At 60.3% G+C, this 13,392-nt stretch carries 11 protein-coding genes; 2 read left to right on the forward strand and 9 right to left on the reverse strand.

What is annotated here, in order from left to right; all coding sequences use genetic code 11:
• Nucleotides 1-88: 88 nt before the first annotated feature.
• On the reverse strand, nt 89-340 hold the full coding sequence (locus NAO55_RS16905) for a YkgJ family cysteine cluster protein (RefSeq protein WP_088137583.1): 252 nt from the start codon (nt 338-340) through the stop codon (nt 89-91).
• Nucleotides 341-469: 129 nt separating this feature from the next.
• On the opposite strand from NAO55_RS16905, the gene NAO55_RS16910 reads away from it, so the two are divergent.
• Nucleotides 470-811: a DMT family protein gene (locus NAO55_RS16910; protein ID WP_102841285.1), complete on the forward strand. Its 342-nt coding sequence runs from the start codon at nt 470-472 to the stop codon at nt 809-811.
• Between the two features lie 77 nt (nt 812-888).
• A complete protein-coding gene (gene ppnP, locus NAO55_RS16915) occupies nt 889-1,170 on the forward strand; it encodes a pyrimidine/purine nucleoside phosphorylase (protein ID WP_102841286.1) in 282 nt (93 codons plus the stop codon).
• 126 nt (nt 1,171-1,296) lie between these two features.
• On the opposite strand, the gene NAO55_RS16920 is transcribed toward ppnP, so the two are convergent.
• The 8 genes from NAO55_RS16920 to smc form a co-directional block, all read right to left on the reverse strand.
• The gene (locus tag NAO55_RS16920; protein WP_102841287.1) at nt 1,297-1,590 is read right to left on the reverse strand and encodes a flagellar protein FliT; all 294 of its coding nucleotides are present in this window, start codon (nt 1,588-1,590) and stop codon (nt 1,297-1,299) included.
• A 46-nt stretch (nt 1,591-1,636) separates the two neighbouring features.
• The gene (fliS, locus tag NAO55_RS16925) at nt 1,637-2,023 is read right to left on the reverse strand and encodes a flagellar export chaperone FliS (RefSeq protein ID WP_102841288.1); all 387 of its coding nucleotides are present in this window, start codon (nt 2,021-2,023) and stop codon (nt 1,637-1,639) included.
• Nucleotides 2,024-2,147: 124 nt separating this feature from the next.
• A complete protein-coding gene (gene fliD / locus NAO55_RS16930; RefSeq protein WP_102841289.1) occupies nt 2,148-3,605 on the reverse strand; it encodes a flagellar filament capping protein FliD in 1,458 nt (485 codons plus the stop codon).
• A gap of 65 nt (nt 3,606-3,670) precedes the next feature.
• The gene (locus NAO55_RS16935) at nt 3,671-3,970 is read right to left on the reverse strand and encodes a flagellar protein FlaG (protein ID WP_102841290.1); all 300 of its coding nucleotides are present in this window, start codon (nt 3,968-3,970) and stop codon (nt 3,671-3,673) included.
• A 115-nt stretch (nt 3,971-4,085) separates the two neighbouring features.
• A complete protein-coding gene (locus NAO55_RS16940) occupies nt 4,086-5,669 on the reverse strand; it encodes a flagellin (protein WP_102841291.1) in 1,584 nt (527 codons plus the stop codon).
• Nucleotides 5,670-6,072: 403 nt separating this feature from the next.
• Nucleotides 6,073-8,439: an NAD-dependent DNA ligase LigA gene (gene ligA, locus NAO55_RS16945; RefSeq protein ID WP_102841292.1), complete on the reverse strand. Its 2,367-nt coding sequence runs from the start codon at nt 8,437-8,439 to the stop codon at nt 6,073-6,075.
• 290 nt (nt 8,440-8,729) lie between these two features.
• On the reverse strand, nt 8,730-9,563 hold the full coding sequence (gene zipA / locus NAO55_RS16950) for a cell division protein ZipA (RefSeq protein ID WP_102841293.1): 834 nt from the start codon (nt 9,561-9,563) through the stop codon (nt 8,730-8,732).
• Between the two features lie 182 nt (nt 9,564-9,745).
• Entirely contained in the window at nt 9,746-13,234 is a 3,489-nt protein-coding gene (gene smc, locus NAO55_RS16955) for a chromosome segregation protein SMC (RefSeq protein ID WP_102841294.1), read from the reverse strand.
• Between the last annotated feature and the right edge of the window lie 158 nt (nt 13,235-13,392).

Genomic DNA, 13,392 nt, shown 5'->3' on the forward strand with positions numbered 1-13,392 from the left:
GGCAGCCTTTTTTGTTTATCACCCCCGCCAGACGTGTAGGCGCGAACGAGAGCCGCCACAAGCAACGAAAGCCGTAACTGGCGTACCGCTACGCTGTTGCCTGCTCAAGCCAGCCCAACAGACGAATCGCCTCCTCCCCGTCATTGCCGCAGCAAGCAGGATCGGCCGAGAACGCAGAACAGACAACTGGCCGCCGCGGGTCTCCAAACAGCGAACAAAGAAAATCAGCGGTCAACTGCACGCACCGCTCCCCCGCGCGCTTACCGTACGGCATGCCGGGTATAGGAGAACTGATGGAAGGCGCGATGCAGCAGGCGCCACAACCGGGGCGACAATCCATAAAACTGCCACTCAGTGAAAAAACGGGCGCGATAATAATCCGGCTGAAGCTTACGCACCAGATGCATCATTGCAGCCGAAAACGCTTGGAAATACCCTAGCGCGTCATCATTTCGAGCCCACAACCATCATGCCCGTCTGGTTGCAAACCGCCGCCCTGCTCTGCTGCTCCAACCTGTTCATGACCTTCGCCTGGTACGGCCACCTGAAAAGCCTGAACGGTAAACCCTGGCTTATCACCGCATTGATCAGCTGGGGCATCGCCTTCTTCGAGTACATGCTGATGGTGCCAGCAAACCGCATTGGCTATACCGAGCTGTCGGTTGGCCAGCTGAAGATCATGCAGGAGGTAATCACCCTGATGGTGTTCGTTCCGTTCAGCGTGCTGTACATGCAGCAGCCATTGAAGCTGGATTATCTATGGGCAGGGCTTTGCCTGATCGGCGCCGTGTACTTCATATTCCGCAGCTAGCATGCATGCCAGGTGACGCCAGCCCGGGCGCTTGGGCATACTGGCGCCCCTTTTCCAATCCTGCAAAGGCACCCAAAATGTTCAAGGTAAACGAGTACTTCGACGGCACCGTCAAATCCATCGCGTTCGACATGGCTGAAGGCCCTGCCACGATCGGCGTCATGGCGCCAGGTGAATACGAATTCGGCACTGCGCAACTGGAAGTCATGCACGTAGTTGCTGGCAGCCTGGACGTGAAACTGCCGGGTAGCGATGCCTGGGAAACCTTTGCCAGCGGCAGCCAGTTCACCGTACCGGCGAACAGCAAATTTCAGTTGAAGGTCAAGGTAGACACCGCGTATCTGTGCGAGTACCGCTGAGACGTAGCGAGCACTCCCTGAGACGGTGGGTTCGCGGTGGATGAGCGAAGCGTCATCCACCCTACTCCACGCACCCTCGGTACCGCCCAGCTCTGCGCCGCGCGGAGCATCCAGCGTGACGGGCGCCTAGCCTAACGGCTTGTAGGCACGGCTAACCTGCTTGGCCTGATTCAGCTTGGTCAGCTCCGCGGCCAGCCGCTCACGCTCAGCGCGCCCCGTCAGCTGAAGCTCTTCATACAGAGTCGCCATCGCATCGATTTCCGCGCGCAGCCCAGCATCAGTTGCGTCTTCGTCGGACAATGATGCCACCAGCGTGCCGCACTCTTCGTCTAGCGAGCGGACCGTTTCCCACTCACCCGCATCCAGCGCACTGCGGAGCTTTTGCGCCAAACTGGCAAAGGCTTGCTTCTTTAACGGCATAATTTTCTCGGCAACACTGTAAGCAACCGCATCAGCGGAAGATAAATCAACCCTTGGGCGCTATCTGATCCCATGCCAGCTTTATCTCACCCAATAGCTTGCCGACTTCGTTCAGCTTGTCGACATCGTTGTGCCGACTCGCTTCGAACAAGCGCATCGTCATGTACTCGTACAGGCGATCAAGGTTGGCCGCCAGCTCGCCACCAACATCCTGATCCAGCGCATCACGCAGCCCACCGATGATATTGATGGCCTTGCCGATCAGCACACCCTTCTCAGCGAAAGCCTCACGCTCCATTGCACCTTTGGCCTGAGCGATACGATCCAAACCGCCTTGCATCAGCATCTGAATCAGGCGATGCGGGTCGGCCTCGGTAACCTGGGTTTTTACGCCAACCTGCTGGTATTGCCGCATTGCTGCCATAGCATTCATCTGGATGAGCCCCTTGCCACATCGATTTCACATACCTGTTTATCGGTCATGTAGCGCAGGACTTGAGTACGTACGGAAAACAAAAAACCGCCTAACGGCGGTTTTTTAATAAAAGCAATTTGGCTTACTTCTTCGAGTTGCTTGCGGCCCACGGCAGATTTTCCAGCGAAGCCAACAAACTCGACGACGTATTGGACAACTGCCCCACCAGCAGATCCATGGCATTGAACTGCTTGTACAGTCGCTCCTGAAGCGAGGTGATGCGACGGGTGAGCGTCTCCTTCTGATCATCTATCTTGGCGATCGTCTCGGTCATTGCCTTGTTGCGCTGCTCGAGTATTCCGCCGGTCTCGGTGTATGGCTTCAGCTTCGCGTCGAGCCTGGAAGCCAATCCCTTGTCACCCGTGAACAGGCCCGACAATTCGCCGAAGTTACTGGCCATCGCCTTGTCCAGCTTGGCGCTGTCAATGGCGAGCGTGCCATCCTTCTGTGTGGTGATACCAATATCGGTCAGCGCACGCAGTGCACCATCACCCTGCACGTTAACCAGCTCGTTGCGAATCGTGTTGAGCAAGGTGCGCGCCGTGGCATCGCCCACCAATGCGCCTGTTACGGGCGCTTTGCCCTCGCCTACAGACGTGACCTTGGTCTGTGCGTTAATCACACCGATCAGTTTGTTGTAGCTGTCGACAAAGGACTGGATCTGTTTTTTGACCCCCGCCTTATCTTCAGCAACGGTCACGGTCAGCGGCTCGTTGGCAATGGTCTTGGCCTTGAGATCGAGCGTGACACCCTCGATGGCGCCTTCGACCTTATTGGTCTTACTGGTAATCAACAGACCATCAACAGAAATCTGCGCGCTTTGCGCCTTGGAAAGGGTCATGGGGCCTTCTCGGTACAAGGCCATTGCAGCCTCATCGCTTGGATCCGGCTCGGCGATGGACCCATCAAAACTCAGCGCTTCCAATAAACGACTTCCCAGCCCGGCATTCGTTGTTTTGCCCTCGACAGTTATATCTTCACCTGCCCCGGTACTGGCACTGCTAAGTACCAGTCGCGCCCCCGCATCATCAGTGACAATAGTGGCAGTCAGCCCGATATCCTTGCCACCCACATTGATCGCATCGCGAATACCCGCCAGCGTGTTGTTGGCCTCATCAACAACAACCGAAAGGTTCTTGTCGCCGATCTTGAAAGTCAGCGTGCCGCCGCCAAAGGTAGCGGGTGTCTCGGCCGTATTGGTGAACGGTTGCAACGCCACTTTGCTGCTGCTCGCCAGTGACTTGACTTCCAACTGGTAGCTGCCTGCTCCTGCGGTGGTTGCCGCCGTAACGCCCACGAGGTCGGACTTGCTGGAGGTGGACGAGCGCGCCTGGAACAGGTCCGGCTTGTTCAAAGCGCCCAGCGCGGTCTGGAAATCACTTATTGCGCCCTTAAGGGCGCCAACCGCTGTGATTTGCGTAGTGGTCTTTTTCTCGAGGGTTGCAAGCTGGCTTTCCTTCGGAGCACGCTCAGCGGCAACCATACTCGCAACGATACTATCGATGTCGATGCCGGAACCGATGCCTGATACGCCTGCCATAGTTGCACCTCGTCAAATAAACCACACGACCGTATTCGATCAAACATTAAACAAGAAACGTGCCGCTAAGCCTTAGCCTCGAACAATAGGCTACGCATCTCATCCAAACGCTCTGCCAGACGGAGAATATCCTCGGATGGAATCTGCCGTACCACTTTGCCCGAGTCGCCGTCCAGCACCTGCACTACAACCTGACCGGTGGAATCATCCACGCTGAAGTTCAAATCGCGCTGCAAAGTCTGCACCTGCGTGCGAATTCGCTCTACTGCTTCGTTTACATCTACTTTTACTTTCTGTGGCGCCTTGCCAGAGCCACCTTCGCCCTGCAACGACGAAAGCCCAGCTTCCTGACGAAAGCTGGGCATCGCATTGCTCGACGAGGATGACGCAAGCGTGGCACTCGCTGCTCTTGCGACGTCCATGATTCACCTCTCAATGAATCGATGGGGTGGAATTAACCACCCCATCGGTGAGCCCCGCTTACTGCAGCAGGCTGAGAACAGCCTGCGGCAACTGCTTGGCCTGGGCCAGGATCGCGGTGCCGGCCTGTTGCAGAATCTGGTTCTTGCTCAGATTCGCGGTTTCGGCGGCGAAGTCGGTGTCCTGGATACGGCCGCGAGCGGCGGAAACGTTCTCGGAGATGTTTTGCAGGTTGGCGATCGTGTTGTCGAAGCGATTCTGCACCGCGCCCAAATCCGAACGCTGGGAGTCAATCGATGCGATGGATGCATCAAGCACATCAATCGCCTGCTGCGCCCCTGCAGCCGTAGTTACATCGATTGCCAACACCGTCTTAAACTCATTAGCAATATTCGATCTAGTCGCTACGTCGTCCGTTGCTTTCGAAGCGGTAGTAATTCCGCCAGTAGTATCTGAAGAGTGCAGCGACACTGATTCAGCGGTGGTTTTGAAATCCAGCACCCCGGTAACAACAGTGCCTTCGTTGGCTGAATCCAGGGTGACCGTACCACCAAGGAGCGAGGCATCGGCCGTAGCCAAATTATCGGCGTCCACCTTACCAGTAAAGTTATCAACCTCAAGAGACAGAGCAGCTGCCGTTCCAGCGTCTGCGCTAGACTCAAACTTGATTGCGATGTTTCCGCCGGCTGTGTCTACCAGGTTGACCTTAGTGTCGTCGGTACCATCGACTACAGCGGTCATAGTAGATGGGAGGTTCCCGTCAGTGACCGCCTGGTTAATTTTAGCAACTAGCGCCGCGGCGAATTCGGTGCCATCGGCCGCACCTGTAATGGCACCTAACGAGTATCCGTTAATCGAAACAGACATCGAGTCACCAACATCATTAACGCCTGCGCTGCCGACTTGTACCGCTGTCTGGGCAGTAGCTTGGAGCTTACCAAAAGTAACGTCGGTCAACGATTCGGCAATGCTTTCTGCAGACGCTCCTTTGGCGACCTTTGCGTCATAAGATTTGCCATCAGCCGTGACAGTCAAGGTTTGCTCTTTGACGGCGGATTCGGCAGATGTACTCGCAGCAGCCATGTTATCGGTGGCCAGGCTAGCGAACGTTGCGTCTGCAGTTTTTACCTCTTTGCCCAGCTTGGAGGCATCGGCAGACGCGATACTAAAACTGATCGCTTCAAATGAATTAGCACCAACTTGAAAGCCGACGTTTGAAAAGGTTCCATCAAGCAACTTTCGCCCACCAAAAACCGTAGTCTCGGAAATTCGCGTCAGTTCACTCTGAAGCTGCGACACCTCCTTCTGCAAAGCCTGGCGATCCGTCTGGTCATTAGACCCGTTAGCTGACTGGAGGGACAAATCACGCATACGCTGAAGAATGTTGGTCGACTGCTGCAGCGCTCCCTCGGCGGTCTGGGCGAGAGAGATACCGTCATTCGCGTTACGGACGGCTACACCCAAGCCGCTTATCTGGCTGGTCAGGCGATTCGAAATCTGCAGGCCGGCAGCATCGTCCTTGGCGCTGTTGATACGGCTACCGGTGGACAGACGCTGCATGGACGTTTGCAGCGCACTGGAAGAATTGCTGAGGTTGCGCTGGGTGTTCAGCGAAGCAATGTTGGTATTGACGGTAAGAGCCATGATGTGCCTCCAAAGGCGCTGGGTTACTTAGGGTTTGCCTGAGCTTGCGACTCCGGGCCGGCTTGTGCCCAGGCACCCATTGAGTTCGCATTCGATTAGCTTATCGGCGCCGTTTGGGTTGGCTTTAGGGCAGATTCGAACTTTTTCTGAGCCCGGTACCGCTCCAACGCTACGCCAGCACATCCATACTGCGGACTTGCTTGACTAGCTTTTCGGGTGAAGCGGGGAAAACTTTAGGGGATGGCTGAGGCCGTTTCCCTGACCTGGAGTCAAAGGGAGCTCACTCACTGCTGGTGAGCTTTGCTGGCGCGTCCCGGCCAAGGCCGCCCCCACAGATTCGGTGGAAACATTTGGGGAGCGGGTATGACAGCGAAGCTCGCTGGGATGAGGCGTTGCTGACGTGCTATGAACCAAGCTGTGCGAGACGTTCGAGGAATTGCGCTTCGTCGAGCACCGTCACGCCGAGCTCGTTGGCTTTGGTGAGCTTCGAGCCCGCGCCTGGGCCCGCTACTACGCAGTTGGTTTTGGCGGATACGGACCCGGCGACCTTTGCCCCCAAAGCCTCCAGCCGCGCCTTGCCTTCATCACGACTCATGGTTTCCAGCGTGCCGGTCAGTACCCAGGTCTGCCCGGCCAGCGGCAGGCCTTCGGCGGCTTTCCGCTCGCTCTCCCAGTGCATACCGAAATCCCGCAGCTGGGCTTCGATAGCACGGGCGCGCTCGGCGTTACCAGGTTTGTCGAAATAGTCGCGCAGTGAGCGCGCAGCCTTTTCGTTAAGCCGTTCAACCTGGCGCAGATCGAGCCAGTCGGCGGCGATGATCGCGTCCAGGCTGCCGAAACGCTCTGCCAGACGCTGCGCACCGGTGCGGGCGATATAGGGGATGTTGAGCCGGTCGAGCAGGTCAGCCAGCGTCGCGCATGCGGCGAATTCGGGATGTACGTCGCCCTCCCCCTGTGGTTCCACGCCGCGTTCGCGCAGCAGCGCGATGACCGTGCGGTTATGTTCGTCCTCGAAGAAGCTATGGATTTCATGAGCGACTTCCAGCCCAACGTCGGGCAGGTAGACGAGCACGTCGGGCAGCGCGCGGCCGATTCGATCCAGAGAGCCCAGCGCCCGCGCAAGCAACTTGGCGGTTTCCTCACCGACGTCTGGGATGCCGAGGGCGTAGACGAACCTTGCGAGACTCGGTTTGCGGCTGGCATCGATTGCGTTGATCAGGTTACGCGTGGATATTTCGGCGAAACCTTCCAGGTCGATGACCTGATCATGGGTCAGGCAGTAGAGATCCGCCGGCGATTTGACCAACCCCCTGTCGACCAGCTGCTCGACGATCTTGTCACCCAGGCCGTCGATATCCATCGCTCGGCGCGATACGAAATGGATGATCGCCTGCTTAAGCTGCGCCTGGCAGGCCAGACGACCGACGCAACGGTAGATCGAGCCTTCGCTCACCGATTCACGGCCCTTGCTGCGCTTGATCAGCTGGGTACGCTCCACGGCAGAGCCGCACACCGGGCACTGCTCCGGCACATGCACGGCGCGGGCATCGGTCGGGCGACGCTCGGCGATTACGCCGAGAATCTGCGGAATGACATCACCGGCGCGGCGCACGATCACCGTATCGCCGATCATCACGCCCAGGCGCGCCACTTCGTCCATGTTGTGCAGCGTCGCGTTGGAAACCGTAACGCCCGCCACCTGCACCGGCTTCAACCGGGCGACCGGGGTGATCGCGCCGGTACGGCCGACCTGGAATTCCACATCGAGCAGTTCGGTGATTTCCTCCCGCGCGGGAAATTTGTGGGCGATGGCCCAGCGCGGCTCGCGCGCACGGAAGCCCAGCTCACGCTGCTGCGCGACTGCGTTGACCTTGAACACCACACCGTCGATTTCGTAAGGCAGCGCGTCGCGCTTTTCACCGATGGCGTCGTAATAGGCGCGGCACTCGGCAACGCCCTTGGCCAGTTTCAGCTCACGGCTGATGGGCAGACCCCAACCTTTCAAGGCCTGGAGAATACCGATGTGCGTGTCAGGCAGTTCGCCGTCGCTGCGGCCGACGCCGTAGGCACACAGTTCGAGCGGACGGCTGGCAGTGATCTTCGAATCCAACTGACGCAGGCTTCCAGCAGCGGCGTTGCGAGGATTGGCGAAGGGTTTGCCGCCGCTTTCCAGCTGTCGCGCGTTGAGCGCTTCGAAGCCGGCCTTCGGCATGTAGATCTCGCCGCGCACCTCGAGTACCGCAGGCCAGCCACTGCCATGCAGCTTCAATGGAATGTTGCGTACGGTGCGCACGTTGGCGCTGATGTCCTCACCCGTGCTGCCATCGCCCCGGGTGGCGCCGCGCACCAGATGACCGTTCTCATAAAGCAGGCTGACCGCCAGACCATCCAGTTTGGGTTCGCAGCTGTACTCGACCACAGCGTCATCGCCGAACAGGTCGCCCGCCGGCAGATCCAGCCCTTCGCGCACGCGGCGGTCGAAATCGAGCAGATCCTGCTCCTCGAAGGCATTGCCCAGACTCAGCATCGGCACTTCGTGGCGCACCTGACCGAACGCCGCCAGCGCCGCGCCACCGACCCTCTGGGTTGGCGACTCGGGTGTCACCAGCTCCGGGTGCTCCGCCTCGAGCGCCTTGAGCTCATTGAACAGACGGTCGTACTCGGCATCGGGAACGCTGGGTTCGTCGAGCACGTAGTAGCGGTAGTTGTGGGCGTCAATTTCGCTGCGCAGTTCGGCGATGCGCTCGGCGGCGGTTTGGGCGGAAGGCATAGGGACGGAGCCGTGACTGGGGCTGTGCTGATTCAGACCGCATCAGCGCGCCTTGGTTGATATGGAAGGCGTCGGATTCTAGCCGAATGCGAGTCCGAAGGCAGGTCTGCGGGTTCTGTTGGCTGGGGTCGGACTGGGCAGGCAGCGTTGCGTGACGATGCGCTGAAGCGAAGTGCCGGTGGGCTGAAGCCCACCCTACGACAGTCTGCAGAGCGAAGCGGCAGGCCAGTGAAAGCGAGCCTGCCCAATCAAACGCAGCACCGGGCGCGAGGGCCCGGCGCGGTGAATTATCAGCGTTGCTTGATGGTCATCTGTCGGCGTTCGAACTCGACGATGCGCTGGCGGTAGTGTTCGATGGTCTGGGCGGTCAGCACGCTGCGCTGGTCGTCCTTCAGCTCGCCGTTGAGCTCCTGGGACAGCTTGCGCGCCGCGGCGACCATGACATCGAAGGCCTGCTTGGGATGACGCGGCCCCGGCAGACCAAGGAAGAAGCTCACGGCCGGCGTGGTGAAGTGATCGATATCGTCCAGATCGAAGGTACCGGGCTTGACCGCATTGGCCATGGAGAACAGCACCTCACCATTCCCGGCCATGCTTTCGTGGCGGTGGAAGATGTCCATCTCACCGAAGCGCAGACCGCTTTCCAGGATGTTCTGCAGCAATGCCGGGCCACGGAAGCCGTGCGGATCGCGGCAAATGACGTTGATGACCAGCACTTCTTCCACCGGTGCCTGCTCTTTCGCCGGCTGCGCCTCGGCATCGTCCGCGTCGCCGACGACCGGATCCAGCAGGGTCGGCACAGGCTCGTCAGTGCTCAGTTGCAGATCGCCCTGGTAAGGCTCGCTATGCCGGCGCTTCTTGCCCGCGTCGCGACCAGACTGGCGGGCGCTCACCGGCGGCATGTCGGCTTCGTCCAGCGAAGGCTCATGCTCACGATCCACCACGCGAGCCGGCCCTAACAGCTCGGTGGAATCATCGACATCAGGAAGGTTGGAAAGGCTGCGGTCCAGCTTGAATTTCAGCTTGCCCTTGCCACCGCGCATGCGACGCCAGCCGTCGAACAAAATGCCGGCAATGACGATGATGCCGATGACGATCAGCCACTCGCGCAGACCGATATCCATTAATGCATTAACCTCTGAATTCGATGATAAAGACGCAACAAGCGGTCACCTGGGACTGCTCTCAGCGCATCGTGAAAATTGTGCCCTAAGCTAGCACGACGAACGGTAGATTTGCACCGTGCGGTAGTTCTCTTTTTATGGGCTCTTCAGTATCAAAAACGCTCAAATGCGCGGCTTAATCCTCATGCTTCGGCCAGTGCCACAGCCTGTTCGACATCGACTGCTACCAACCGTGAACAACCCGCTTCATGCATCGTCACACCCATGAGCTGATCGGCCATTTCCATGGCGATCTTGTTGTGGGTGATGTAGATGAACTGCACTTTCTCCGACATTTCCTTGACCAGTCGTGCATAACGGCCGACGTTGGCGTCGTCCAGTGGCGCATCGACTTCATCCAGCATGCAGAACGGCGCCGGGTTTAGCTGGAAGATCGCAAATACCAGCGCCAGCGCAGTCAATGCCTTTTCGCCACCGGAAAGCAGGTGAATGGTGCTGTTCTTCTTTCCGGGCGGACGCGCCATGATCGCCACCCCGGTATCGAGTAAATCTTCTCCGGTAAGTTCCAGATAAGCATTGCCGCCGCCGAACACTTTCGGAAAGAGCGCCTGCAGGCCACTGTTGATCTGGTCGAAGGTTTCCTTGAAGCGGTTGCGGGTTTCACGGTCGATCTTGCGGATGACGTTTTCCAGCGTGTCCAGCGCTTCGACGAGGTCGTCGTTCTGCGCATCGAGATAGCGCTTGCGTTCGGACTGCTGCTGGTATTCGTCGATCGCCGCCAGGTTGATCGGCCCCAGACGCTGGATACGCTGAGCCAATCGCTCCAACTCCGCTTCCCAGGCCTGCTCGCTGGCTTCGCCGGGAAGCGTGGCGAGCACGCCATGCAGGTCGTAGCCGTCCTCGTGCAGCTGATCCTGCAGCGCCTTGCGCCGGACGCTCAGTTCTTGCCAGCCCAGGCGCTGTTGCTCCAGTTGCCCCCGAAGCAGCTGCGCCTGTTGTTCGGCCTGGGTACGGCGTTTCTCCGCATCGCGCAGTTCGCGATCGGCGTCTTCCAGCGCCAGACGCGCATCCTTGAGCTCGTCCTCGACGCCCATGCGCCGCTCCAGCAGCTCTTCGAGCTTCATGCGCAGCTCTTCCAGCGGTGCCTCACCCTCCTCCAGGTTCAGCGTCAGCTGCTCGCGGCGCTCGATGGCGCGCTCGAACTGCTGTTCCAACCGCTCCAGAGCCTGGCGAGTCGACTCGTGCTGCGCCCTGAGCGAACCGACCCGCAACGCCAGCTGATGGGCATGATCCTTATGCTGCCGCGCCTCCTGGCGAATACGATCGAGCCGCTCACGGATGCCGTCGCGGCTGGCCAGCAGCGTCTCGCGCTGCTCGGTATCCTGCGCCATCGCTTCCAGCGCTTCCTGCAGCTGCAGGCGCGCTTCGCCCAGCTGTTCGGTCTCGATCTCGCGCTGCTCCTGCTGCTCGGCCAGCTCCTCGTCCAGCCGACGACGGCGCAGCGCCAGCTGTTCCAGGCGTGCCTGGCCGGCCGACAGCTTGGCCTTGAGGTCGCCATGCTTGCGTGCTTCTTCCTGTTGCTGACGACGCTGCTGTTCGCGCTCGCCTTCCAGACGGGACTGCTCGCCGCCCAGCACGGCGATGCGGTCCTCCATCGTCGCCAGGCTCGCTTCGCGCTCGTCACGCTCGGCCAGCAAGCGCTGCAGCTCCTGACCGCGCGCCAGTACGCCGGACTCCGCCTCGCTCGCGCGACGCACACGCAGAAAATGCCGGCCGACCCAATAGCCATCGCGGCTGACCACACTCTCGCCCTCCGCCAGCGACGCGCGCGCGGCCAGTGCCTGCTCCAGCGATTCGACCGGCCGCACGCGGCCCAGCCATGGCGAAAGATCCTGCGCCGATTCGACCCGTTCCAGCAGACTGCCAGGGCAGCGGACGCCGCCACGCGACGCGTTGGCCAGATTTAGCTCGCCCTGCTGGAAGCCCGCAAGCTCGACCTCGGCGAAATCATCCAGCAGCACCGCCTGCAGATCCGCGCCCAACACGGTTTCCACGGCCAGTTCCCAGCCTGGCTCGACCCGCAGCCCATCGGCCAGGCGTGGGCGCTGCTCCAGCCCCTGTTCGCGCAACCATTCAGCGACGCCCTTGCCCGGCTCCATCGCCGCCTGCTGCAACGCCTCCAGCGACGCGATTCGCCCATTCAGGCGCTGCAGTTCACCTTGCGCCTGCTGCTGGGTTCGGGTCGCCAGCTGCAACTCTTCACGAAGCTGTTCAAGACGTTCATTGAGCGCTTCGCCCGCCGCGGCGAATGCTTCGAGCTCGAGCTCACTGGCCGCAAGCTGCTCATCCAATTCAAGGATCGCGACATCTTCCGGGTCGGCCGCCAGCAACGCACGCTCGTCATCCAGACGGCGTTGACGCTCGGCCAGGCGTTCCAGGCTCTGCTCCAGCTGCTGGATGCGCGATTGCTGCACTTCCGCGGCGCGGCGCGGCTCGGCGCTGTGCTGGTTGAAGCGCTCCCACTGTTCCTGCCAGGCCTGCATGGCGGCTTCGGCTTCTTCCAGCTGGGCGGCGGACTCTTCGGCAGCGGCGCCGGACAGCTCCTGTTCCGGCTCGAGCATCGCCAGCTCCTCGCCGAGCGTGGCCAGCAGCGTGCGGTCGTGGCCTAGGTGCGACTCGGTCTCAAGGCGCGCCTGTTCCGCCTCACGCAGATCGTCCTGCAACTGTCGCAGGCGCTGCTGCCCATGCTGGATGCTCTGCTCGACGCGCGCGATGTCGCCGCCGACCGAATAGAAGCGACCCTGCACCTGATTGAACCGTTCGGACAGCTCATGGTGACCGTCCCGCAGGCGCTCGATGCTCGCATCAGCGCTGCGCTGTTCGGCCACCAGCGCTTCGAAGGCGACCTCCTGATCACCGATGACCTGCTCGCGCTGGCCCACCTGCTCGTTCAAGGCCTGCCAACGAAGTGCCGACAGCTGCGCCTTGAGCTGGCGCTCTTCGGCCTTGTATTCCTGATACTTCTCCGCCGACTGCGCCTGACGGTGCAGGCGTTCGAGCTGGCGTTCCAGCTCTTCGCGCAGGTCGGTCAGGCGCGCCAGGTTCTCGTGAGTGCGGCGGATGCGATTCTCGGTTTCGCGCCGGCGCTCCTTGTACTTGGAGATGCCGGCCGCCTCTTCGATGAAGTTGCGCAGATCCTCCGGCTTGGCCTCGATCAGCTTGGAGATCATGCCCTGCTCGATGATCGAATAGCTGCGCGGTCCGAGCCCGGTGCCGAGGAAGATGTCGGTGATGTCGCGGCGCCGACACTTCACCCCGTTGAGAAAGTAGGTGTTCTGCGAGTCACGGGTGACGCGACGGCGGATGGAGATTTCGGCAAAGGCGGCGTACTCGCCGGTAAGCGTGCCATCGGAATTGTCGAAGATCAGCTCGATGCTCGCCTGGGTCACCGGCTTGCGGGTGTTGGAGCCATTGAAGATGACGTCGGTCATCGACTCGCCGCGCAGGTTCTTCGCCGAGCTTTCGCCCATGACCCAGCGCACGGCGTCGATGATGTTGGATTTGCCGCAGCCGTTCGGGCCGACCACCGCCGCCATGTTGCTGGGGAAGCTGACCGTGGTGGGATCGACGAAGGACTTGAAGCCGGCGAGTTTGATGCTTTTCAGTCGCATGCGGCCTATCCGTGGCGATCAGCGGGAAAACGAACAAGCGGAGTCGCCATGAGCATCGGGATTCCTGGCATCGATTGGGCTACTGGCAAGAAGCCGCGAAGCTTATCACGGCGCCCCGGCTGTCTCGCAGCGCGTCGGCGCACAGAAACACAGCCGCG

The organism is Stutzerimonas frequens (assembly GCF_024448335.1).
In the GTDB taxonomy this organism is placed as follows: Bacteria; Pseudomonadota; Gammaproteobacteria; order Pseudomonadales; family Pseudomonadaceae; genus Stutzerimonas; species Stutzerimonas frequens.